This is a genomic window from Janthinobacterium sp. GW460-12-1-14-LB5 (genome assembly GCF_059423585.1).
On sequence record NZ_JBWKYD010000032.1, the window covers coordinates 44,683 to 66,306 of the forward strand.

The 21,624-nt window shown below is 64.0% G+C and carries 21 protein-coding genes and 1 tRNA gene; 17 read left to right on the forward strand and 5 right to left on the reverse strand.

Annotation, left to right across the window (positions count from 1 at the left end; translation table 11 throughout):
* Window positions 1-2 precede the first annotated feature (2 nt).
* The 12 genes from AC07X6_RS25505 (at window position 3) to AC07X6_RS25560 (ending at window position 11,360) form a co-directional block, all read left to right on the forward strand.
* Window positions 3-1,418, forward strand: coding sequence for a cytochrome ubiquinol oxidase subunit I (locus AC07X6_RS25505; protein ID WP_494792797.1), 1,416 nt, complete (start codon window positions 3-5; stop codon window positions 1,416-1,418).
* Window positions 1,408-2,415: a cytochrome d ubiquinol oxidase subunit II gene (gene cydB / locus AC07X6_RS25510; protein WP_494792798.1), complete on the forward strand. Its 1,008-nt coding sequence runs from the start codon at window positions 1,408-1,410 to the stop codon at window positions 2,413-2,415. The genes AC07X6_RS25505 and cydB overlap by 11 nt, the downstream gene beginning before the upstream one ends.
* Window positions 2,416-2,465: 50 nt before the next feature.
* The gene (locus AC07X6_RS25515; protein ID WP_329958067.1) at window positions 2,466-2,558 is read left to right on the forward strand and encodes a DUF2474 family protein; all 93 of its coding nucleotides are present in this window, start codon (window positions 2,466-2,468) and stop codon (window positions 2,556-2,558) included.
* The gene (locus AC07X6_RS25520; RefSeq protein WP_494792799.1) at window positions 2,558-3,088 is read left to right on the forward strand and encodes a hypothetical protein; all 531 of its coding nucleotides are present in this window, start codon (window positions 2,558-2,560) and stop codon (window positions 3,086-3,088) included. Before AC07X6_RS25515 ends, AC07X6_RS25520 begins: the two co-directional genes overlap by 1 nt.
* Before the next feature lie 41 nt (window positions 3,089-3,129).
* Window positions 3,130-3,558 carry a hypothetical protein gene (locus tag AC07X6_RS25525; RefSeq protein WP_494792800.1) on the forward strand — a complete coding sequence of 143 codons (429 nt, stop codon included), beginning with the start codon at window positions 3,130-3,132 and terminating at the stop codon, window positions 3,556-3,558.
* 126 nt (window positions 3,559-3,684) lie between these two features.
* Window positions 3,685-4,026 carry a hypothetical protein gene (locus tag AC07X6_RS25530; RefSeq protein ID WP_494792801.1) on the forward strand — a complete coding sequence of 114 codons (342 nt, stop codon included), beginning with the start codon at window positions 3,685-3,687 and terminating at the stop codon, window positions 4,024-4,026.
* 1 nt (window position 4,027) lies between these two features.
* A complete protein-coding gene (locus AC07X6_RS25535; protein WP_494792802.1) occupies window positions 4,028-5,386 on the forward strand; it encodes a TolC family protein in 1,359 nt (452 codons plus the stop codon).
* A 2-nt stretch (window positions 5,387-5,388) separates the two neighbouring features.
* Complete coding sequence (locus tag AC07X6_RS25540) at window positions 5,389-6,771, forward strand: multicopper oxidase family protein (RefSeq protein WP_494792803.1); 1,383 nt, start codon at window positions 5,389-5,391, stop codon at window positions 6,769-6,771.
* 177 nt (window positions 6,772-6,948) lie between these two features.
* A complete protein-coding gene (locus AC07X6_RS25545) occupies window positions 6,949-8,604 on the forward strand; it encodes a methyl-accepting chemotaxis protein (RefSeq protein WP_494792804.1) in 1,656 nt (551 codons plus the stop codon).
* A 77-nt stretch (window positions 8,605-8,681) separates the two neighbouring features.
* Complete coding sequence (locus AC07X6_RS25550; protein WP_494792805.1) at window positions 8,682-9,455, forward strand: transporter; 774 nt, start codon at window positions 8,682-8,684, stop codon at window positions 9,453-9,455.
* Between the two features lie 93 nt (window positions 9,456-9,548).
* Complete coding sequence (locus AC07X6_RS25555; RefSeq protein ID WP_494792806.1) at window positions 9,549-10,046, forward strand: hypothetical protein; 498 nt, start codon at window positions 9,549-9,551, stop codon at window positions 10,044-10,046.
* A 15-nt stretch (window positions 10,047-10,061) separates the two neighbouring features.
* Window positions 10,062-11,360: an NAD(P)/FAD-dependent oxidoreductase gene (locus AC07X6_RS25560; protein WP_494792807.1), complete on the forward strand. Its 1,299-nt coding sequence runs from the start codon at window positions 10,062-10,064 to the stop codon at window positions 11,358-11,360.
* A 42-nt stretch (window positions 11,361-11,402) separates the two neighbouring features.
* Here AC07X6_RS25560 and AC07X6_RS25565 read toward each other — a convergent pair whose 3' ends face one another.
* On the reverse strand, window positions 11,403-11,918 hold the full coding sequence (locus AC07X6_RS25565) for a DUF6265 family protein (RefSeq protein WP_494792808.1): 516 nt from the start codon (window positions 11,916-11,918) through the stop codon (window positions 11,403-11,405).
* Between the two features lie 152 nt (window positions 11,919-12,070).
* On the opposite strand from AC07X6_RS25565, the gene AC07X6_RS25570 reads away from it, so the two are divergent.
* Window positions 12,071-12,478, forward strand: a complete 408-nt coding sequence (locus AC07X6_RS25570) for a hypothetical protein (protein WP_494792809.1) — start codon at window positions 12,071-12,073, stop codon at window positions 12,476-12,478.
* Between the two features lie 18 nt (window positions 12,479-12,496).
* Here the strand turns inward: AC07X6_RS25570 and AC07X6_RS25575 are convergent, their stop codons facing one another.
* Window positions 12,497-13,210 carry a sensor histidine kinase gene (locus AC07X6_RS25575; protein WP_494792810.1) on the reverse strand — a complete coding sequence of 238 codons (714 nt, stop codon included), beginning with the start codon at window positions 13,208-13,210 and terminating at the stop codon, window positions 12,497-12,499.
* Between the two features lie 308 nt (window positions 13,211-13,518).
* On the opposite strand from AC07X6_RS25575, the gene AC07X6_RS25580 reads away from it, so the two are divergent.
* Window positions 13,519-13,914, forward strand: coding sequence for a hypothetical protein (locus AC07X6_RS25580; protein ID WP_230540731.1), 396 nt, complete (start codon window positions 13,519-13,521; stop codon window positions 13,912-13,914).
* Window positions 13,915-13,988: 74 nt separating this feature from the next.
* On the opposite strand, the gene AC07X6_RS25585 is transcribed toward AC07X6_RS25580, so the two are convergent.
* Complete coding sequence (locus AC07X6_RS25585) at window positions 13,989-14,972, reverse strand: GGDEF domain-containing response regulator (RefSeq protein WP_230540732.1); 984 nt, start codon at window positions 14,970-14,972, stop codon at window positions 13,989-13,991.
* A gap of 330 nt (window positions 14,973-15,302) precedes the next feature.
* A complete protein-coding gene (locus AC07X6_RS25590; RefSeq protein ID WP_494792811.1) occupies window positions 15,303-17,780 on the reverse strand; it encodes a hybrid sensor histidine kinase/response regulator in 2,478 nt (825 codons plus the stop codon).
* Between the two features lie 427 nt (window positions 17,781-18,207).
* On the opposite strand from AC07X6_RS25590, the gene AC07X6_RS25595 reads away from it, so the two are divergent.
* A tRNA-Arg gene (locus tag AC07X6_RS25595) sits at window positions 18,208-18,284 on the forward strand.
* Window positions 18,285-18,339: 55 nt separating this feature from the next.
* Here the strand turns inward: AC07X6_RS25595 and AC07X6_RS25600 are convergent.
* Window positions 18,340-19,212 (reverse strand): helix-turn-helix domain-containing protein, encoded by an 873-nt coding sequence (locus tag AC07X6_RS25600; protein WP_494792812.1) that lies wholly within the window; start codon window positions 19,210-19,212, stop codon window positions 18,340-18,342.
* Window positions 19,213-19,327: 115 nt separating this feature from the next.
* Here AC07X6_RS25600 and AC07X6_RS25605 point away from each other — a divergent pair, with 115 nt between their 5' ends.
* A complete protein-coding gene (locus tag AC07X6_RS25605) occupies window positions 19,328-20,284 on the forward strand; it encodes a phytanoyl-CoA dioxygenase family protein (protein ID WP_494792813.1) in 957 nt (318 codons plus the stop codon).
* Window positions 20,285-20,376: 92 nt separating this feature from the next.
* Window positions 20,377-21,552: an alpha-hydroxy acid oxidase gene (locus tag AC07X6_RS25610; protein ID WP_494792814.1), complete on the forward strand. Its 1,176-nt coding sequence runs from the start codon at window positions 20,377-20,379 to the stop codon at window positions 21,550-21,552.
* Window positions 21,553-21,624: the final 72 nt, after the last annotated feature.

The following is a 21,624-nucleotide window of genomic DNA, read 5'->3' on the forward strand; positions in this document are numbered from 1 at the left end:
ACATGTTAGGGCTTACGGCATTGGAACTGGCGCGCGTCCAGTTCGGTTTCACCATCTCATTCCACATCATTTTTCCTGCCATCACGATCGGCCTGGCCAGTTACCTGACGGTGCTGGAAGCGGCGTGGCTGCGCACGCAGGACGCCGTGTACCGCGACCTGTACCACTTCTGGTCGAAGATTTTCGCCGTCAATTTCGGCATGGGCGTCGTTTCCGGCCTCGTCATGGCCTATCAGTTCGGCACCAACTGGAGTTTCTTTTCCGATTACGCGGGCAGCATCACGGGGCCGCTGCTGGCCTATGAAGTGCTGACGGCCTTCTTCCTGGAAGCGGGCTTCCTCGGCGTGATGCTGTTCGGCTGGCACCGCGTGGGGCCGGGCCTGCACATGTTCGCCACGTCCATGGTGGCGCTGGGCACCCTGATCTCGGCCACGTGGATCATCGCCTCGAACAGCTGGATGCAGACGCCGCAGGGCCATGAAGTCATCGACGGAAGGATCGTGCCCGTGGACTGGCTGGCCGTCATCTTCAATCCATCGTTCCCGTACCGCCTGCTGCACATGAGCGTGGCCGCCTTCCTTGCCACGGCCTTGCTGGTGGTGGCGTCGGCCGCCTGGCATTTGCTGCGCGGCAACGACAATGCGGCCATCCGCAAGATGATGAGCATGGGCCTGTCGATGCTGCTGGTCGTCGCGCCCATCCAGGCCGTGATCGGCGACCTGCACGGCTTGAACACGCTGGAGCACCAGCCGGCCAAGCTGGCCGCCATGGAAGGCCACTGGGAAAACAAGGGCGGCGAGGGCACGCCGCTGATCCTGTTCGGCTGGCCCGACATGGAGCGCGAGGAAACCCTGTACAAGGTGGAAATCCCCCGCCTGGGCGGCCTGATCCTCGCGCATGACTGGAATGGCACGATCCCCGCCCTGAAGGACTTCGCGCCGCGCGACCGGCCCCCTTCCGCCGTCGTGTTCTGGTCGTTTCGCCTGATGGCGGGCCTGGGCATGCTGATGATCGCGCTGGGCATCTGGAGCGCGTGGCTGCGCTGGCGCGGCACCCTGTGGCGCTCGCGCCTGTTCCTGCGCTGCGCGCTGTGGATGGGACCGAGCGGCCTGGTGGCCATGCTGGCCGGCTGGTACACGACGGAAATCGGCCGCCAGCCGTGGACCGTGTATGGCTTGCTGCGCACGCAAGACGCCGTCTCGGCGCACGGCGCCACGCAGCTGGGCATCACCCTGGTGTTCTTTGTCATCATCTATTTTGCCGTCTTCGGCACGGGCATCGGCTACCTGCTGCGCCTGATCCGCGTGGGGCCGCAGCCGCATGAGGGCGAGCGCGTCGAGCACGGCGGACCGGGCCAGCAACGTACACCCGCGCGGCCACTGTCTGCAGCACAAGGAGGAAATTCGCATGGGCATTGATCTGCCACTACTGTGGGCCATTATTATCTTGTTCAGCATCATGATGTATGTGGTGATGGATGGCTTCGACCTGGGCATCGGCATCCTGTACCCGTTTTTTCAGGAGAAGAGCGAACGCGACGTGATGATGAATACGGTCGCGCCCGTCTGGGATGGCAACGAAACCTGGCTGGTGCTGGGCGGCGCCGGCATGCTGGCCGCCTTTCCGCTCGCCTATTCCGTGGTGCTGAGCGCCTGCTATCTGCCGCTCAGCTTCATGCTGATGGGCTTGATCTTCCGTGGCGTGGCCTTCGAATTCCGCTTCAAGGCGCGCGAACACGAGCGCCATGTGTGGGACAAGGCATTTATCGGCGGCTCGGTGGCGGCCGCCTTCTTCCAGGGCGTGACTCTGGGCGCCTACATCCAGGGCATGCCGGTGGAGGGCCGCAGCTACGCGGGCGGCGCGCTGGACTGGCTCACGCCGTTTTCCCTGTTCACGGGCGCGGGGCTGGTGGCGGCGTATGCCTTGCTGGGCAGCACCTGGCTGATCATGAAGACGCAGGGCGGCTTGCAGGCGCACGCCTACCGCGTCACGCGCGTGTTGGTGTGGCTGCTGCTGGGCGTGATCGCCATCATCAGCGTCTGGACGCCGCTGGTCGATCCGGCCATCGCCGCGCGCTGGTTTGCGCTGCCGCAACTGTTCTTCTTCCTGCCCGTGCCGCTGCTGGTGGCGGGCGCGGGCTGGCTGCTGCTGCGCTCCCTGCGGCGGGGCCGGCAAACGGCGCCGTTCCTGTGCACCCTGGCGCTCGTCTTCCTCGGCTACACGGGCCTGGGCATCAGCGTGTGGCCCAACATCATTCCGCCGTCGGTATCGATCTGGGAGGCGTCCTCGCCGCCGCAAAGCCAGGGCTTTACCCTGGTGGGCGCGCTGTTCATCATTCCCGTGATCCTGATGTATACGGTGTGGTCCTATTATGTGTTTCGTGGCAAAGTCTTGCCGGAAGATGGCTATCATTGATGAAACAATTTGAACAAGGGCAACAATCATGGCGGAAGCGACTGGCGTGGATGGCCGGCATCTGGCTGGCGAGCGTGGCCACCCTGGGCCTGGCCGCCTGGGCAATGCGCCTGCTGATGCGGGCGGCGGGGATGGGCAGCTGATGGCGCTGGCCTCCGGCATCCGCTGCGAGGTCGGTGGCCAGCCGCACCCGCTGGCCTTGCTCGACTGCCGCGAACTCAATTACGGCCAGCACAGCGTGCTCCCGCTGCACCCGTTCCGCCTGAGCGTGCCGGAAGCGGGGCTGGCGGGACTGCTCGACGAACCGTTCAACAGTTTCGTGCAAGATTGCCGTGAAGACGATCTGCAGTACGAGGAAAGCGATTTGCCCGAGCTCAGGGACGCCGGCTACCCCGATATCACGGCCATGCTGGCGGGGCACCGGCCGTTGCTGGCCGAAATGATGTACGACTTCATGATCGGCGACCTGATGTGGGCCATCGGGCGCGCCAGCGGCTACTGCCGGCCCCGCGCCCGTTGCCTGGGCGACGTGGAGGCGGCCGATGGCCGCGCGTATTTTACCGTCAATAAAGTGGAGAAAATCCATTTTGCCGAGGGCCAGGTCATATTGGAGGGGCAGGGCTACTACGGCGCCTACGTCATCTGGCTGACGCAAGGCGGCGGGCGCAAATAGGGGCTTGACCTTCCTCGCGTGGGAAGGCTTATAGTCCTGCCATGAACCGCGCCTTTTTCCGCTCACTCGCCCGCTCGCTGCTCTGGCTGCTGGTCGTCACCTTGCCCTTGCAGGGCTTTGCGTCGGCCATGCGCAGCTGCTGCGTGGACGAGCTGGCGGCAGCGGTCACGGTCGCCGCCGAGGCCATGCAGGCGCCCCAGTGCCATGACATGGGTGACATGGCCGGCATGTCCCACATGCAAGGCCAGCCGATGAAGATGGCCATGGACGATGGCGGCGCCACCCACCATGGCCACGATTGCAGCAATCATGGTGCTTGCACCGTGGGCGCCACGGCGCCGCCCGGCATGCCTGCCTTGCACGCCTTGACCCTGCGCGCGCCGCCCCCGGCGCTGGCGCCCGATTCCCTGTTCGCCGGGCATATCCCGCCTGGCCCCGAACGTCCCCCGAGAAGCACGCGCTCCGCCTGACCGCCCGTTGAACCTGGCGGCGCCGCCGTCGCACGTCCCTGCAGCTTGTATCGTGCACCTTGTTCCGGCCGCGCCAACGTTCCAGCCGCGCGCCCGCCGCGCCATACCCGTCATTCAAGGAATACCATGAAACACCTGTTCAGCTTCGTGCTGGCTGTACTGCCGCTGGCCGCCGCAGCGCAATCCCCGTCCGCTCCGCAAGAGGCGCAAGCGTCCGTGCCGGCCACCACTTACCGTTCCGCCTTCGCTGGCTACCGTCCCGCCGCCGAAGAGGACGCCACGCCCGACCAGACCTGGCGCGCCGTCAACGACAAAGTCGGCAAGGCCGGCGGCCACATGGGCATGATGAAGATGGAAGGCCACAAGATGAAGGGCCACAAGATGGAAGGGCACACCATGCCGATGGAAAAGCCCGGCCCCAGGCCCGATGCCCAGCCCGCCCCGCAACACCAGCATGAGGGACATTGACATGACCCGTTTCTCTCAATCAACTTGCCTCACGCCGCTGGCGCTGGCGGCTACCTTGCTGCTCGGCGGCTGCGCCAGCTTCAGCCCCGATGGCGGCATGCAGACGGTGTCCGCGCTGGCGGACGTCCGCACGGGCGCCCCCGCGGCATTGACGGACAAGGGCGGCGAGGAAAAACTGGCGTCCCTGCTGGCCCAGCCCCTGGATGCCGACAGCGCCGTGCGCATCGCCCTGATGAACAACCACGGCATGAAGGTGGCGCTGGCCGAACTGGGCGCGTCCGAGGCGGACCTGGTGCAGGCGGGGCGCTTGCGCAATCCCGGCCTGTCGTTCGGCCGCTCGCACGGTAGCCATGGCAATGAAATCGACCGTGGCGTCAGCTTCGACCTGGCCGGCCTCTTGACCATGCCGCTGCGCGTGAACATCGAGCGGGGCCGTTTCGAGCAAGCCAAGCTGCAGGCCGCCGGCAGCGCCGTGCAGCTGGCGCTTGAGACGCGCCGCGCCTATTTCAATGCCGTGGCCGCCGTGCAGACGGAAGCGTTCATGCAGCGCGCGCTGCTGTCGGCCGAGGCGGGCGCCGAACTGGCCACGCGCTTGCAGCAGGCGGGCAACTGGAGCCGCCTCGACCAGGCGCGCCAGCAAGTGTTTTACGCGGACGCCGTCGGCGACCTGGCCCGCGCGCGCCACCAGGCCACGGCCAAGCGCGAACACCTGACGCGCTTGCTGGGCCTGTGGGGCAAGCAGACGGCGTTCACTTTACCGTCGCGCTTGCCCGACTTGCCGGCCCAGCCGGCCGACGCCGGCAATATCGAGGCGCAGGCGATGGAGCAGCGCCTCGACGTGCAAAGAGCGAAACTCGACGCGCATGCGACGGCCGACGCGCTGGGCCTGTCCAAGGTGACGGGTTTCGTCAATGTGCTCGACGTGGGCTATACCAACAAGAGCAGCAGCGAGGCGCCGCGCGAAAACGGCTATGAGGTGTCGCTGGAACTGCCCCTGTTCGACTGGGGTACGGCGCGCAATGCGAAGGCGCAAGCGCTGTACGAGCAGTCGCTGCAGCGCACGGCGGGCACGGCGGTGAAGGCACGCTCGGAAGTGCGCGAAGCGTATTCCAGCTACCGCACGGCCTACGACCTGGCGCGCCACTACCGCGATGAAGTCGTGCCGCTGCGCAAGACGATCTCGCATGAAGTATTGCTGCGCTACAACGGCATGCTGGCCAGCGTGTTCGAGCTGCTGGCCGACGCGCGCGAGCAAGTTGCCAGCGTGAACAGCGCCATCGAGACCCAGCGCGATTTCTGGATCGCGCAAACTGAACTGCAAGGCGCCATCAACGGCAGCGGTCTTGCCAACAAGGAATAATGATGATTACACGTAGAAACTTTTTCATGAATGCGGGCGCCGTCGCCCTGAGTGCGGCTGCGGTCAGCCGCGTGGGTGCGGCGTCGTTGCCGGAAGCGGTCAGCATGGCCGGCGCGGAGACGAAGGCGCCGCCACCGCCGCCGAACGGGCGGCCGTACAACCCCGTCGTCACCTTGAATGGCTGGTCCTTGCCCTGGCGCATGAACAACAACGTCAAGGAATTCCACCTGGTGGCCGAACCCGTCGTGCGCGAACTGGCGCCCGGCATGCAGGCGAACCTGTGGGGCTACAACGGCCAGTCGCCCGGTCCCACCATCGAAGTGGTGGAGGGCGACCGCGTGCGCATCTTCGTCACCAACAAATTGCCGGAACACACGAGTGTGCACTGGCATGGCCAGCGCTTGCCCAACGGCATGGATGGCGTCACGGGCCTGACCCAGCCGGGCATTCCTCCCGGCAAGACTTTCGTGTATGAATTTGTTGCCAAGCGGCCCGGCACCTTTATGTACCACCCGCATGCCGATGAAATGACGCAGATGGCCATGGGCATGATGGGGTTCTGGGTGACGCACCCGAAAGACCCGCATTTCATGCAGGTGGACCGCGATTTCGTCTTTCTGCTCAGCAACTACGACATCGATCCGGGCAGCTACACGCCGAAGATTATGACCATGACGGATTTTAATGTGTTCACCTTCAACAGCCGCGTCTTTCCCGGCATCGATCCCATGGTCGTGCGCCAGGGCGACAAGGTGCGCGTGCGCGTGGGCAACCTGACCATGACGAATCACCCGATCCACATGCACGGCCACGAATTCGAGGTGACGGGCACGGATGGCGGCTGGACGCGTCCCGAGTCGCGCTGGCCCGAAGTGACGACGGACGTGGCCGTAGGGCAGATGCGCGCCGTGGAGTTTACGGCCACGGACCTGGGCGACTGGGCTTTCCACTGCCACAAGTCGCACCACACGATGAATGCCATGGGGCATGACGTACCGACCATGATCGGCGTTGACCACCAGGGCGTGGCGGCGAAGGTCAACCAGCTCGTGCCCGGCTACATGGTGATGGGCGAGCGGGGCATGGCCGACATGGGCGAGATGCAGATGCCGATTCCCGACAATACCTTGCCGATGATGGCCGGCGACGGCCCCTTCGGCGCCATCGGCATGGGCGGCATGTTTACCACGGTGAAAGTGCGCAAGGACCAAAAAGCCGGCGACTACCGCGACCCGGGCTGGTACAAGCATCCGGCCGGCAGCGTGGCGTATGAATGGACGGGCGCCTTGCCGGAAGCCGTGCGCGGCCAGGGCGCGGGCAAGCCCTTGGTGAAAGGCGGCGTGGAGATGACGGTGCGCAAGCCTGGCGCGCACACGGGCCATTAAGCTGGCCCATTAAGCACCTGCCGGAACGGCTTGCCTAGCACGGCAAGCCGTTTTGCATGTTGCTATAAATCAATGAATTGTTGTTTAGTGACAATCCGAGCATTTTCCTCCTGCTTTTTTCTTTATATTCAAGTTGAGGTCCCGTTGCGTATCGGCCGCCAGGCCATCGGAGGAATCATGTTGAATCGGATGAAGGTGGGCACGCGCCTGTTGGCGGCATTCTTTTGCGTGGCGCTGCTGGGCGCCATCGTGGCCGGCATCGGCATCTTCAACATGGGCAAGATCGACACCATGGCGGGGCAGATGTACAACCATGAATTGCTGGGCCTGTCGTACATCAAGGAAGCCAATATCGCCCTGATCAAGGTGGGCCGCGCGCGCAGCAATTTCTTGCTGGCCACGACCGCCGAGGAGCGCGCCACGCGCCAGGCCGACATCGCCAAATTTCTCGAATTAAATAAAAGTTACCTTGCCAAGGCGGAACCGCTGTTCGTCACGCAAGCGGCCAAGGAACTGTTTGCCCGCTTCGCCACTGTCGAAGCCGAGTACATTGCCACCATGCAGCAGGCACTGACCCTGGCGGCCGGCGAACCGCTGGCCCAGCGCAGCGCGCAACTGGTCGAACTGCTCAACAAGACGCGCCAGCATGCGGACGAACTCGACGGTGTGCTGGACAAGCTCTCGCTGCAGAAGGAAGCGCGCGCCAAGGCGGCCGCCGAGCAGGCGTCCGGCGTGTACCAGGCCAGCCGCAGCTTCATGCTCGCCCTGGTGCTGGGCAGTGTGGCGGTCGGCCTGGCGCTGGGCGCGCTGATCACCCGGGGATTGACGCGCCAGCTCGGTGGCGAGCCGGCGTATGCCGTGAAGATCGCCGGCGCCATTGCCGAGGGCGACCTCACCGTCGAGATCCGCACGGCCAGCCACGACAGCGCCAGCCTGCTGTTTGCCATGAAAACCATGCGCGACAAGCTGGTGGGCATCGTCAGCCAGGTCCGTTCAGGCACGGACACCATCCATACGGCGTCGAGCGAAATCGCCCAGGGCAACCTGGACCTGTCGTCGCGCACGGAAGAGCAGGCCAGTTCGCTGGAAGAAACGGCGTCGTCGATGGAGCAGCTGACCTCGGCCGTGCGGCAGAACGCGGACAATGCGCGCCAGGCCAATGCGCTGGCCGGCGCCGCGTCCGACGTGGCCGGCAAGGGCGGCGCTGCGGTGGGGCAGGTGGTGCAGACCATGGAATCGATCAATGCCTCGTCGCGCAAGATCGTCGACATCATCAGCGTCATCGACGGCATCGCCTTCCAGACTAATATCCTGGCCCTGAACGCGGCCGTGGAAGCGGCCAGGGCGGGCGAGGAGGGGCGCGGTTTTGCCGTCGTGGCGGCCGAGGTGCGCAACCTGGCCCAGCGCTCGGCCAGTGCCGCTAAGGAAATCAAGATCCTGATCGGCGACTCCGTCGAGCAGGTGGCCGTGGGCGCCAAACTCGTGCGCGACGCGGGGCACACGATGGACGAAGTGGTCACCAGCGTGCGCCAGGTGGCCGACATCATGCAGGAAATCACGGCCGCCAGCGCGGAACAGAGCGCCGGCATCGAGCAAGTCAACCAGGCCGTGCTGCAGATGGACCAGGTAACGCAGCAGAATGCGGCTCTGGTGGAGGAGGCGGCGGCGGCCGCCGAATCGCTGCAGGACCAGGCGCAGACCCTGACGGAGCTGGTGGGCGTGTTCCGCCTGCATGCCCAGGCCGAGGGCATCGCCGTGCCGGCGTCGAGCAATGTCACGCCGCTGCGCCGGCCCGCGCCAGCGGCCAGGCCGGGCGTGCGGCGCCTGGCCTGACGGCGGCTGGACCGGGCGCAAGCGGCGCGGCGGTGGTAGGCTGTCGCTATTGCGCGTTTGCCACTTCCGGGTTCCCCATGCCATCTCCTTTCCTGCCGTCCTTCCGTTTCTCCCTGTTGCTGCTGTTCCTGGCGCCCCTGGCGCAGGCGCAGGATAGCGATGCCGTCCTGCCTTACCGTCCTTCGGTGGCCAGCCCCGCCCAGCTGCCCGTGCCGGGCCAGCTGGAATTCGAGGCGGGCGGCCTGTTGTCGAAAACGGACGATACGCGCCGCGCCAGCCTGCCCTACACCTTCAAGCTGGCGTTCACGCCCGAATGGGGCGTGTTGCTCGAAGGCGAGGGTGTTGTGCGCGCGCGCGACGACACGGGCCGGCGCGAGACGGGCGTGGGCGACACGACGCTCGTGCTCAAGCGCGCCTTTGTGCTCGACAGCGCCACGGCGCTGGGCCTGGAACTGGGCTGGAAGTTGCCCACGGCCAAGGACAGCATCGGCAGCGGCAAGAGCGACGTGTCGCTGAACGGCATTCTCAGCCGCGACCTGGGCGCCGTGCACATGGACGCCAATTTGAACGCCACGCGCCTGGGCGCATCCGACCCTGGCACGGGCCGGGTGCAGACGGGCTGGGCGGCCTCCTTTTCCACGCCCGTCAGCGAGCGCTGGGGCGCCACGGCGGAAGTGTCGGGCACGCGCCTGCGCGGCGCACGAGCCACGGCGCAACTGCTGCTGGCGGCCACCTACAGTCCCACGCCCCGGCTGGCCATCGATATCGGCATGGCGCGCGGCTTGACGGCGGCGTCGCCGGGCTGGTCGCTGTTCAGCGGCCTGGTAGTGCCTTTGGGCAAGCTGTGGTGAGATTGCCACGGCAGTCCTTATGTGTCCTTGCGAACAAACAGTTGGTCACACAAGGTCTACAATTGCGGCATAACTGATAAAAGGAGTGTCCCCATGAAAACCCTCATTCTCGCCGCCGTCCTGCTGTCGGCAGGTACCGCTGCTGTCGCCCAGGTTGGCGTCTCCGTCACCGTCGGCCAGCCAGGCTTTTACGGACGCCTCGACATCGGCGACTATCCCGCGCCGCAATTGATCTACGCCCAGCCCGTCATCGTGCAGCGCCCGCAATACTATTCGGCCCGCCCCATCTATTTGCGCGTGCCGCCCGGCCATGCGAAAAACTGGTCCAAGCACTGCCGCAAGTATAATGCCTGTAACCAAGAGGTATATTTCGTCCAAGATAGTTGGTATAACAACCAATATGTGCCCCGTTATCGCCAGCAACATGGCGACCATGGCCGTCCCGATTATGGCGACCGCGGCCGTCATGACGACAAGCATGACAAGCACTTCGACAAGCATGATGACAAGCGCGACAAGCATGACAACAAGCCGGGCAAGGGCCACGGTAATGGCAATGGTCACGGCAACGGCAACGGGCACAGGGATTAACACGCAGGAGGATCTTTGCACAGTAAAATCGTAATCGTAGGAGGAGGTGCAGGCGGCCTGGAGCTGGCCTGCAAACTCAGCCGCAAGCTCGGCCCCGGCCAGGTGACCCTGGTCGACAGCCGGCTGTATCACATCTGGAAGCCTTCGCTGCATGAAGTGGCGGCCGGCACCCTGGATATTCATCAAGAGGGCCTGTCGTACCAGATGTTGGCGCATGACAATGGTTTTACCTATGTCTATGGCCCCCTGATCGCGCTCGACGCGGCCAGCAACAGCCTCACCGTGGGCGCCATCGCCACCGACAAGGATGAACAGCTCTTGCCGCAGCGCACAGTCAGCTATGACCAGCTGGTGCTGGCCGTGGGCAGCACCTCGAATTACTTCGGCGTGCCCGGCGCCCAGGAAAACACGATTTCCCTGAATGCCACGGAAGACGCGGAACGGTTCCGTTTGACCCTGCTCAAGCTGCTGGCCATGGCCGAGCAGCGCCAGGGCGACGCCGGCCATCCCGGTGTCGACATCGTCATCATCGGCGGCGGCGCCACGGGCGTCGAGCTGGCGGCCGAACTGCGCGAAGCGAGCGGCGTGTATGCCGCGTATGGCTTCCAGAATCTCAACGCCATCAAGGACGTGCGCATCACCCTGCTGGAAGGGGCGCCGCGCATCCTGGCGCCGCTGCCCGAGCGCGTCTCCATTGCCGCCTCGAAACTGCTGCATCAGCATGGCATCACCGTGGTGACCGATACGCGTGTGACGTCCATCGACCCCGACAAGGTGACGGTGGCCAGCGGCACCAGCTATGCGGCCGACATCTGCGTGTGGGCCGCCGGCATCCGCGCGCCGGAATTCCTGTCCACTTTGGGCTTGCCGACCAACCGCGCCGGCCAGCTGGAAGTGACGGGCATGCTCAATGTGCAGGGCCATGAGAATATCTTCGCGCTCGGCGATTGCGCCGCCTGCATGGGGCCGGACGGCAAGCTGGTGCCGCCGCGCGCCCAGGCTGCCCACCAGCAGGCCGATTACCTGCTGAAAACGTTCCTGCTGCAAGCGAAGGGCAAGCCGCCGCAAACCAAGCCATACGAATACCTGGACTACGGTTCGCTCGTGTCGTTTGGCCGCACCACCTCGGTGGGCACCCTGATGGGTTCGCTGAAGGGCCTGAGCTGGTTCGTCGAAGGATTTGTCGCGCGCATGATGTATGTCAGCCTGCATTTGATGCACCACAACGCCGTGCTGGGCAGCGTGCGCACGGCCGTCATGGCCATGGGCCGTTTCCTGATCAAGCGCAGCACGCCGCAGGTCAAGCTGCATTGACCTGGTTGGTATCAGAGCAGAAAGGGGCCGCGAGGCCCCTTTTTATTTGCTGCGCGTAATCGGCGCCGCTTCGCAGCGGCCCCGCGTCATGGGGAAGGCGATGGTGGTGAGCTTGCCCTTCAAGGTGCCGGTGATGCTGGCGTGCAAGATGCGCTCGCTGTCGCGGCGGTAGATGATGCGGCTCGGAAAGTCATTGTCCAGGTTGGCGAAGATGAATTCATTCGGCTTGTCCTGGCGCAGCAGGTTGAACACTACGGCCGGCTGGCCCGACGGCTGCACGATGTAGGCCAGCTGGCCCGGTTCGGTGAGGCGGATCTGCACGAATTCGAAGGCCGTCGTCTTGCCGCCCTTGACGGTGCGGCTGGTGCCGAGCAGGGTGCCGCCGGCAGCCGTACTCCATTGCTCCCCGGAGCCGGGCTCGGCGCCATCGACGTTCCAGCAGCCGGCCAGCCAGGCCAGCTTGTCCACGGTTTCCGGCGGCGGCACGGTTTTTTCGGCGGCCTGGGCGGTGGTCATGCCCAGCAGAACTACAAACCACGTCGTGGCAAGGCCTTGCATACGGTCTCCTGTTCTTTAGATATTTGCATTCAATAATTGCAATAAAGTGATGCTTTTTCGCAGTGCAGGCGCTGCGCGCCGCCCGATGGAGCGGCAGGCCAACTATACTTTATGGAATGACATTGCTGGCCCAATCACTACCAGGAGCAATCATGCACGATTCTTTCACGCCGCAGCGCAGCGATGGCCTTCAGGGTGGCGAAGGCCAGTGGCGCATGCGCGCGCGCGGCAACCAGCTTGTTCTTGTTACCTGGGCGGGCGGGGCAGGGCAGGCATGGCTGGAGTGCCAGGTTTCCGCCGATGCGGCGTCCACGCCGCTTGCCTTCAGGCTGTCGCTGGACGGGCCGTACCCGCGCCGAGAAACGGTGCAATTTGGCAATATTGACGTGAGCCTTAACTTGTCCCGTGAAATGCCTGAGGCGCCAGATGGCATGGTGGCGCTGGTCTGCGAGCTACCCTTGTCGGCACAGAACTTTTTCCACGGGGTAATTGCCACATGGGCAGCGACGGGCCAGCCGGCCGGTGGCGCGCCAGAGCCGCTGCCGTTCCCCGGCCCTTGACGCTGGGCAAGGCGGTGGCTATTCCTTCGGGCTAATGCGCGGCAAGACCACGGTCAGGGCCGTGCCGCCTTGCGGATTGGCCGCCAGGCTCAGGCTGCCGCCCAGGTAGTGCACGCGCTCGCGCACGGAGCGCAGGCCGTGCTTGCTCATTTCGACCGGCTCGCTGGGCGGCAAGCCGCTGCCGTTATCCTTGACGGTCATCATCAGCGCTTCGTCATTGTCGTCGATGATGATGTCCACTTGCGTGGCGTTGGCGTGCGCGGCGATGTTGCTGAGCGCCTCTTCCAGGGTGCGCAGCAGGGCCACACCCACGTTGCGCGGGCAAATCAGTTCATCTTCGGGCAAGCTGCAGCGCACGGTGATCTTGTGCTGTTCGGCAAATTGCGTGGCCAGTTCGCCCAGCGCGACATTGACGCCGAGAAACTCCAGCTTGTCATTCCACAGCTTCATCTGCATTTGCCGGTTCGTTTCGATCACATTCAGCAGCAATTGCTTCATGGTCGCCGCGCGGTCGAGCAAGGCCGCTTCCTGCGGCATTTTTTGCGTCAGCAGCGACAAATGCATGGTCAGCGCCGTCAGCGACGAGCCGAGGCTGTCGTGCAGCTGGCGCGACAGGGCGCGCCGTTCATTGTCCCAGCTGGTATTGACATGACCCAGCAATTCGCTGAGATCGGCGGCGCGTTCCGCATCGGCCTGGGCCGCTTCCTTGTTCGGATCTGTTTGTGCGGACATAGCGCCCCGTGAATGGTGAAAGGTGGACCAAATTCAAGTGGTGGATCATACATGAGGATTTCATCGCAAGGCGCATGGATGGAAAATTTCTGTCTTTTCGGCAATTTTAATCTCCTCCCATCACTTTTATATTATAGACAATCTTATTGTTTGCGCCAGCGGTATCGTTCCCGTCGTTACGTACGGCTGCGCACATACCCGGACGCCGCGCGCTGCCATAGTGGAGCCATGCATTCTCCCATGCAGCATAGCCGCCATCGTGGCGCAGGGCGCCGCACCGGCCCTTTACCGAACTGAAAGGACATGCCATGAATATCGAAACCATCGTCGACAAGGAATACCTCGACAAAAGCTTCCGCGACATCGTCAACGCCCCCATCAGCGCCTTGCGCGGCGTCAGCGCCAAGGATGCCAAGGCCTTGCAGCAAGCGTTCGGCGTGACCACCGTGCGCGAACTGTCCAACCTCAACTTCGTCAAATGGGCCAGCGCGCTGGCCATCCTGGCCGATGAAGAGGGCATGAGCGGCGAAGAACGGGCCAAGGAAGAGTTGCTCGACGACGCCGTGGAAATGACCTTCCCCGCCAGCGACCCGATCTCCGTCGATGCCGGCATCACGCGCATCGAAGTGTCGCCGGAAACCGTCGATGCGCAAACGGACCACCAGCATGCGGGCCAGCATGAAGTGACGGCCGGCAAGAAATAAAGTGTCTCTGCCATAAAAAAACCGGCTGGCCGTGAGGCTTGCCGGTTTTTTGACGTGCTGCGCGGAAAGTTGGCTCAGGCGATCGAGGGGATGCTGTTTTTCTGCATGTTGACCTGGGCGGCCATCACTTCGTGGGGCGAGCAGCAAAAGCGGTTCTTGCCGGCGCGCTTGGCTTCGTACAGGGCCGTGTCGGCCGCGCCCAGCAGGGATTCAACGGTGCTGGCGTCGTCCGGGTAGATGGCGATGCCGATGCTGGTCGACAGGCGCAGGGTCAGGTCGTTGATGAAATACGGCTCGGAAATGACTTCGATCAGCTTGGCGGCCGGTTCGCGCGCGTCGCCCTTGCCGGCCAGGTTGCCCAGCACGATGACGAATTCGTCGCCGCCGATGCGCGCCACCGTGTCTTCCTTGCGCGAGGCGCCCACCAGGCGGGCCGCCACCATTTTCAGGATGTCATCGCCATAGCCATGGCCATACGTATCATTGATGGCCTTGAAACCGTCCAGGTCCAGGTACAGGATGGCCGATTTGCCGCGGTTGCGGGCCGATTGCTGCAGGGTATGCCCGATGCGGTCTTCCAGCAGGCGCCGGTTCGGCAAGCCCGTCAGCGGGTCGTGCAGGGCCAGTTCCTGCTGCTGCTTGCTGTATTGCGCCAGTTCCTTGTACAGCAGGCGCACTTCCAGCATGTTGTGGATGCGCTTGTGCACTTCCATCAGGTCGAACGGTTTGCTGATGAAGTCGCGCGCGCCCGCTTCCAGGGCGGCGATCTTGAAACTCGGTTGTGCCGTCAGGGCCAGCACGGGCAGGTAGCCGCCATGCTCGATCTCCTTCAAGCCTTTCATGACCTGGAAGCCATTCAGTTCCGGCATTTGCAGATCCAGCAAGATCAAGTCGTAGCAATGCTCCTGGTGCAGGGGGCAGACCTGGGCCGGACGCATGGTGGCCGTGACATTGGTATAGCCGGCATCGCGCAGGATTTCCAGCATCAGGTCGACATTGTCGGGTGAATCGTCGACGACCAAAATTTTAGCTTTCAAAATCTCATCTTGGCTGGGCATGTAGGGTCTCGGTTAATACGGTCTATGCAACGCTGGCTTCTACCGCAGCGTTTCGGCTGACGGCGGTGGGAAAGATAGTAGCGCCTTGCAACAAGACAGGGCGCACAACAGCGCTTGAACTCGCTTCTGCCACTGATGGCAGCCAAGGCTGCCTGTCTCCTGCCTGCCGTGCAGGTGTGCTTCTGCATTTCAGTGTAGCAAACTTCAGCTTAGTTGCTTGTAGGACAGTGCCGCGTCTGAAAGTAGGAAGGCTAAACCACAAAATAGTCATTATGTTCAGCACTATGTATTTCTTTGTATCATCTTTTTAGGGGCGGCGGATGACCCTGTTCAGGGTGGGATCATCACGCGTGCGGCGGCCAGTTGCGCCACGGCCGCCAGCAGTTCGGCCGGGTCGAGCGGTTTCGCGACCCAGGCCTGGAAGCCGCTGGCCAGCGCCCGCTGGCGGTCTTGCGGTTGCGCAAACGCCGTCAGCGCCAGCGCGGGCAGGCGGGCGGTAGCGGGGGAGGCATGCGCGCGTATGTGCGCCAGCAAGTCGAAGCCGTCCGCATCGGGCATGCCGATGTCGCTGATCAGCACATGCGGCTGTACCTGTTCCAGCAGCAGCAGTGCCTGCGCCACGCTGCCGGCGTCGTGCACTTCGGCGTGGTGGTCGCGCAGGATGCGGGCCGTCAGTTCGCGCGCATCGGCTTCGTCATCGACCAGCAGCACCTTGATGCCGCGCAAGTCATGGCTGGCGGACGGGGCGCCGCCCGTCTGACGCGCGGCGGCGGCCGGCGTGCCCAGCGGCAGGCGCACGGTAAAGCTGGCGCCCTGCATGTCGCCGGCGCTGCTCACCGTGACCGTGCCGCCATGCTGCTCCACCAGGTGCTTGACGATCGCCAGCCCCAGCCCCAGGCCGCCATGCCGGCGCGTGGTCGAGGCGTCGGCCTGGCGGAAGCGGTCGAATACGTGGGGCAGGAAGTCTTTCTTGATGCCGACGCCGTTGTCGGCCACCGTGATGGCCAGGCGGTTCGCTTCGAGGCGCGCGCCGATCTCGACCCGTCCCCCTTGCGGCGTGAATTTCAGGGCATTCGACAGCAGGTTCCAGATCACTTGCTGGATGCGGCTGGGGTCGCCCATGATGCTGCCCGCATCGCTGGCGATGCTGCTGTGGATGGCGATATGCTTGGCGTCGGCCGCCGGGCGCAGGGTTTCGATGGCCGAGGCGATGACGCTGGCGGGCGCGAGGGGCTGCAGGTCGAGCATGACCTTGTCGGAGGTGATGCGGCTCATGTCGAGCAAGTCTTCGATCAGCTGCGCCTGGGCGCGCGCATTGCGTTCGATGCTTTGCAGGCCGCGGTGCAGGTCGGCCTGGTCGCGCGTGCCACGCCGCAGCACTTGGGCCCAGCCCAGGATGGCCGACAGCGGCGTGCGCAGTTCATGCGACAGGGTGGCGAGGAAATCGTCTTTCAGCTGGTTCGTGCGCTCGGCCTCGGCGCGCGCCTCGCGTTCGCTGTCGAGCAGCACCTTGCGCTCTTCGGCGGCGCGCGTGGCGGCCGCGTACAGGCGCGTATTGTCGAGCGCGACGGCGGCCTGGGCCGCGATGGCCGAGACGATGCGTTCGCTGCGCGCGCTGAACATGCCCGCCTGCGGATGGCCCAGCAGCAAGCGCCCCAGCAGCAGGCCCGAGCGTGAGCTGACGGGCAGGCTCAGGCAGCTGCGCAGCGGCGGCGCGCCGTCGGCGCCGGCCTCGGGCGCCGCCAGCAAGTCGTTCTGGCGCATGGCCGGTCCCTGGCGCAGTTCCGTGGCCATGGCATCCGCCTGGCGAAGGCTGAGGCCGGTGACGGCGCGCGCCGAGGGGAGCGCGTCTGTATCGGGCGCGGCCGCATCGTCATGGTAGTAAAACGCGCCGAAGCGCGCGCCGCTGATGCGCGTGGCCGCATCGACGGTTTCCTGCAGCAGGGCCGGCAAGTCCAGGGTGCCTGCCAGGGCCGCACCCGTGTTGTTGAGCAATTCGAGCACGCGCGTCTCGTCGCGCAAGGCTTCCTGCGCGCGCTTGACCTGGTCGACGTCGGTACTCGTGCCAAACCAGCGCAGCAGCTGTCCGCCCCGGTCGCGCACGGGATTGGCGCGCGTCAGGAACCAGCGGAACTGGCCGTCGGCGCCGCGGATGGGAAATTCCATCTCGAACGGCGTGCCGTCGCGCAAGGCGGCCTTCCAGGCTTGCAGCATGGGCGGCAGGTGCTGCGCGTGATAGGCGATGCTCCAGCCGTCGCCCGCCATCTGCTCGGCGCTGGTGCCCGTGTAGTCGTGCCAGCGCTGGTTATACCAGGCAATGGTGCCGTCGAAGCTGGCGATCCAGGCCAGTTGCGGGATGGAATTGGCCAGCGCGCGCAAGTCTTCCTCGCGCTGGCGCAGGCTGTCCTCGGCCGCCTTGCGCTGGCTGATGTCCTGGATATACGTGGTCAGGCCGTCGCTGGAAGGGAAGATGCGCACTTCCAGCCAGCGCCCCAGCGGCGGATACAGCAGTTCGAAACTGCAGCTGTGCTGCTGCGCCATGGCGCGCCGGTATTGCACTTCCAGTTCCGTGCCCTGCAAGGCGGGGCAGGCTTGCCACAGGTTGCCGCCCGACAGGCGGCTGCCGGGCGGACGCTGCGGCGCCAGCATGCCGGCGCCGCGCGTATTGATATAGCGGATGCTCCAGTCGCGGTCGAGCAGGCAAAAGCCGTCGGTGATGCTCTCCAGTAAGTTGGCCAGGCGCTCGTCGGATAGGCTCAGCGGCGCTGATGGGGGAAGCAGATCTTGCTTGCGTTCATGCTTGGCCATCGGAAATCCTGGAACGGTGCGGCTGCCGCACGGGCGCTTGCCCCGCCGGGCCACCGTCGCTAAGCTCAGTTAAATGGGTCATGATGAAAATGCCAGCCGTCATGAATTAGCGGAGGCACGAGCGCCCCTGTCTGGCTGGTATTGTAGCCCCAAGCGGCACGCCGCCACCGCACGCTTGCCTGCCGCATGCAGATAGCACTGGACAGGCTGGAAGGCAGTCCCTATAATCCCGCTTCTTTCGAGACAGCAACTTCTCGATTCGCTGGATGCCACTGTGAAAGCAGAAGGGTCCATCGATAAAAAGGCGTCGGCTTTTTGGCGGTGAAAAGGTAGTCGGTCATGCGGGGCGGTATTCTGCAAAATCAGCTAAGCGATTGAAAAATCGAACTTTTCAAAGCGAAATGAATACGCTATAATGTTTGCCTGCGCGGCTGTAGCTCAGCTGGATAGAGTACTTGGCTACGAACCAAGGGGTCGTGGGTTCAATTCCTGCCAGCCGCACCAGAATATCGGGGGTCAGATTGTAAAATCTGATCCCCTTTTTCGTTTCCGAACGGATTTATGTTGCGCCTGTGGCACCGCGCCGGTACTGCAGGCGAAACGCGCGCGGCGTGACGTGCCTGGCGGCGCGGAACTGGCGGTTGAAATGCGCGAGGTTGCGGTAGCCCGCTTCTTGCGCGATGACGGCGATGGCCAGATCGCTTTCGATCAGCTGTTGGCAGGCGCGGCCGATGCGCAGACGGGCCAGGTAGTCGCCCGGCGTGCAATGCGCGTGGCGCTTGAAACAGCGGTGAAACGCGCCCAGCGACAGGGCCGCCTTTTGCGCCAGGGTCTCCAGTGCGATTTCTTCCCGGAAATGCGCGTGCATGAAGTCAAACACACCGGCCATGCGCTGGTGCTGCCCATCGGGCAGCGGCGCCTGCGCCATCGAGGCCAGCGGCCGCGCACCCGCATCGCCCGCCAGTTCCAGCAGCACGTCGAGCAGCAGCGGCAAGCGCTGCGGCACGGGCAGGGCGTTCAGCCGCAGCAGCTGAACAGCGCAGCGCGCGCTCGTGGCCGGCGAAAAATGCAGGGCGGGGCCGGCGCGGCGCGCCAGCTGCCGCACGCCGTGCAATTCGGGAAAACAGGCCGCCAGCCGCTCCAGCCACTCCAATGAAAACCACACGACGACGGCCAGCATCGGCTGCGCGCTATCGATGCGCTCGCTGGCCGACCACGTGTGCGGCAAGTTCGGCCCCAGCAGCACCAGGTCGCCCGGTTCGAAGTCGCCCACGTGGTCGCCGATGTAGCGTTGCCCCCGTGCATTGACCGTCAGGGTCAGCTCGAACTGCGGGTGGTAATGCCAGAGGAAGGGAATGGCATCGAGTTCGCGCCACAGCAAGCCCCAGGAGTGGCCCGCCGGAATCGTGACTTGTTCGAATAAAGGCGTCATTGTGACGTTTTGAAGGTGTCAATGGTCAGGATAGTATCAGTATTGGCTGCCTTGCGCGCATTTTACGGCGCCGTGCCATCGCACAATCTGTCTCACACCAACACAGGAGACAGCGATGCAGAACCCATACCAGTACGGCGAAGACCGTCCCGGCAACCCGTCCGTGGCCTACACGGAACAGACCCAGTTGCGCGACATCCAAAAGCAGCTGCCCCTGCGCGTGCTGTCCGCCAGCGACTTTTTACATTGGCAAACCTATGGCTACGTCATCGTCAAGGATGCGGTGTCGCCTGAGCAAGTGCGCCGCACGACCGATTTCCTGTGGGAATTCCAGGGACTCGACCAGCACGATCCTGCCACCTGGAACCGGGAGCAATTGCGCGACCACGCGATGAAAGAGCTCAACGGCTCCGGCATGGTCGAAGCCTATCACAACCAGACCTTGTGGGATAACCGCCAGACCCAGCGCGTCTATGACGCCTTTGTCGACATCTGGGACCGCCAGGATCTGTGGGTAACCATCGACCGCGCCAACCTGAACACGCCGAACCATGGCAAGCGCAAGTTTGGCGGCTTCATCCACTGGGATGCGGATACGACGCTCGACCCGCTGCCCGTCAACGTGCAGGGCGTGCTGGCCCTGTCCGATACCTCGCCCGAGAGCGGCGGTTTCCAGTGCTATCCGGAATTGTTCAATAACTTATTGAGCTGGCGCAAGACGGTGCCGCAAGACCGCAACCCCTGGCAGCCGGACCTGGAGACGGTGCCGTATCCGATGGAATTCATCGCCATGAAGAAGGGAGAACTGTTGATCTTCAACAGCCTGCTGGCGCACGGCATCCGCCCGAACACGTCCACGGACCAGGTGCGTTTGGCGCAATACATTTCCTTTACGCCGGCCCAGCAAGACAATCAAAGTTTGCGCGACTGGAGGGTGCAAAGCTGGCGCGAGCGCAGCGCGCCGCAGGGCTACGCGTTTCCCGGCGACCCCGAAGAAAAGGAAAAGCTGCGCTACCCGCAGGCGCGCCTGACCGCGCTGGGCGAGCAGATCCTCGGCGCGCGCGACTGGTAAGCCACGCTCCATGCGTCAGGCTTGCCTGCCGGATAGACAATTGCGGGCAAATGCACGATCATGGTCCGACTTGCCATCGACCGAGGAAACGCATGAGTATCATCACCTGCATCGAAGACTTGCGCGTGCTGGCCCAGAAACGGGTGCCGCGCATGTTTTACGACTACGCCGATTCCGGCTCCTGGACGGAGTCGACGTACCGCGCCAACAACAGCGATTTCGCCAAGATCAAGTTCCGCCAGCGCGTGGCCGTCAACCTGGAAAACCGCAGCCTGGCGTCAACCATGGTGGGCCAGCCCGTGTCGATGCCGGTGGCCCTGTCGCCCACGGGCTTGACGGGCATGCAGCACGCCGATGGCGAAATCCTCGCCGCGCAGGCGGCCGAGCAATTCGGCGTGCCGTTCACCCTGTCGACCATGAGCATCTGCTCGATCGAGGACGTGGCGGCGAACACGACGAAACCGTTCTGGTTCCAGCTGTACGTGATGAAGGACCGCGAATTCATCAACCGCCTGATCGACCGCGCCAAGGCGGCCAAGTGCGGCGCGCTCGTGCTGACGCTGGATTTGCAGGTACTGGGCCAGCGCCACAAGGACTTGCGCAACGGCCTGTCGGCGCCGCCCAAGCTCACCATTCCGAGTATCATCAACATGGCCACCAAGCCGCGCTGGGTGGCGGGCATGCTGGGCACGAAACGGCGCGGTTTCGGCAATATCGTCGGCCACGCCACGTCCGTGTCCGACATGTCGTCGCTGTCGGCCTGGACGCAGCAGCAGTTCGACCTGAGCCTGTCGTGGGCGGACGTGGAATGGATCAAGCAGCGCTGGGGCGGCAAACTGATCATCAAGGGCATCATGGATCCGGAAGACGCGCGCCTGGCCGTGGAAAGCGGCGCCGATGCGCTGATCGTCTCGAACCACGGCGGGCGCCAGCTTGACGGCGCGCAATCGTCGATCGAAGCCTTGCCCGCCATCGTCGACGCCGTCGGCAGCCAGATCGAAGTGCACATGGATGGCGGCATCCGCTCGGGCCAGGACGTGATCAAGGCCGTGGCCTTGGGCGCGAAAGGCGTGTACATCGGCCGCCCATTCCTGTATGGCCTGGGCGCCATGGGCGGCCCGGGCGTGACCAAATGCCTGGACATCATCCGCAACGAACTCGATTTGACGATGGCGTTTTGCGGCTTGCGCGACCTGCAGCAGGTGGATAAAAAGATCCTGCTGCCGGGCACGTTTCCAATAATTTCGAATATTATTAAAAATAATTAAATTTGTAAAATTTCTTGAATAGCCTTTTGATTGTTGATGCTAGTAATAATATTTTAATGGAGACAGTGTAGT

Coding starts and splice junctions, on each gene's coding strand:
- AC07X6_RS25505 (WP_494792797.1), top strand. CDS start 3: ATGTTAGGGCTTACGGCATTGGAACTGGCGCGCGTCCAGTTCGGTTTC.
- cydB (WP_494792798.1), top strand. CDS start 1,408: ATGGGCATTGATCTGCCACTACTGTGGGCCATTATTATCTTGTTCAGC.
- AC07X6_RS25515 (WP_329958067.1), top strand. CDS start 2,466: ATGGCCGGCATCTGGCTGGCGAGCGTGGCCACCCTGGGCCTGGCCGCC.
- AC07X6_RS25520 (WP_494792799.1), top strand. CDS start 2,558: ATGGCGCTGGCCTCCGGCATCCGCTGCGAGGTCGGTGGCCAGCCGCAC.
- AC07X6_RS25525 (WP_494792800.1), top strand. CDS start 3,130: ATGAACCGCGCCTTTTTCCGCTCACTCGCCCGCTCGCTGCTCTGGCTG.
- AC07X6_RS25530 (WP_494792801.1), top strand. CDS start 3,685: ATGAAACACCTGTTCAGCTTCGTGCTGGCTGTACTGCCGCTGGCCGCC.
- AC07X6_RS25535 (WP_494792802.1), top strand. CDS start 4,028: ATGACCCGTTTCTCTCAATCAACTTGCCTCACGCCGCTGGCGCTGGCG.
- AC07X6_RS25540 (WP_494792803.1), top strand. CDS start 5,389: ATGATTACACGTAGAAACTTTTTCATGAATGCGGGCGCCGTCGCCCTG.
- AC07X6_RS25545 (WP_494792804.1), top strand. CDS start 6,949: ATGTTGAATCGGATGAAGGTGGGCACGCGCCTGTTGGCGGCATTCTTT.
- AC07X6_RS25550 (WP_494792805.1), top strand. CDS start 8,682: ATGCCATCTCCTTTCCTGCCGTCCTTCCGTTTCTCCCTGTTGCTGCTG.
- AC07X6_RS25555 (WP_494792806.1), top strand. CDS start 9,549: ATGAAAACCCTCATTCTCGCCGCCGTCCTGCTGTCGGCAGGTACCGCT.
- AC07X6_RS25565 (WP_494792808.1), bottom strand. CDS start 11,918: ATGCAAGGCCTTGCCACGACGTGGTTTGTAGTTCTGCTGGGCATGACC.
- AC07X6_RS25570 (WP_494792809.1), top strand. CDS start 12,071: ATGCACGATTCTTTCACGCCGCAGCGCAGCGATGGCCTTCAGGGTGGC.
- AC07X6_RS25575 (WP_494792810.1), bottom strand. CDS start 13,210: ATGTCCGCACAAACAGATCCGAACAAGGAAGCGGCCCAGGCCGATGCG.
- AC07X6_RS25580 (WP_230540731.1), top strand. CDS start 13,519: ATGAATATCGAAACCATCGTCGACAAGGAATACCTCGACAAAAGCTTC.
- AC07X6_RS25585 (WP_230540732.1), bottom strand. CDS start 14,972: ATGCCCAGCCAAGATGAGATTTTGAAAGCTAAAATTTTGGTCGTCGAC.
- AC07X6_RS25590 (WP_494792811.1), bottom strand. CDS start 17,780: ATGGCCAAGCATGAACGCAAGCAAGATCTGCTTCCCCCATCAGCGCCG.
- AC07X6_RS25600 (WP_494792812.1), bottom strand. CDS start 19,212: ATGACGCCTTTATTCGAACAAGTCACGATTCCGGCGGGCCACTCCTGG.
- AC07X6_RS25605 (WP_494792813.1), top strand. CDS start 19,328: ATGCAGAACCCATACCAGTACGGCGAAGACCGTCCCGGCAACCCGTCC.
- AC07X6_RS25610 (WP_494792814.1), top strand. CDS start 20,377: ATGAGTATCATCACCTGCATCGAAGACTTGCGCGTGCTGGCCCAGAAA.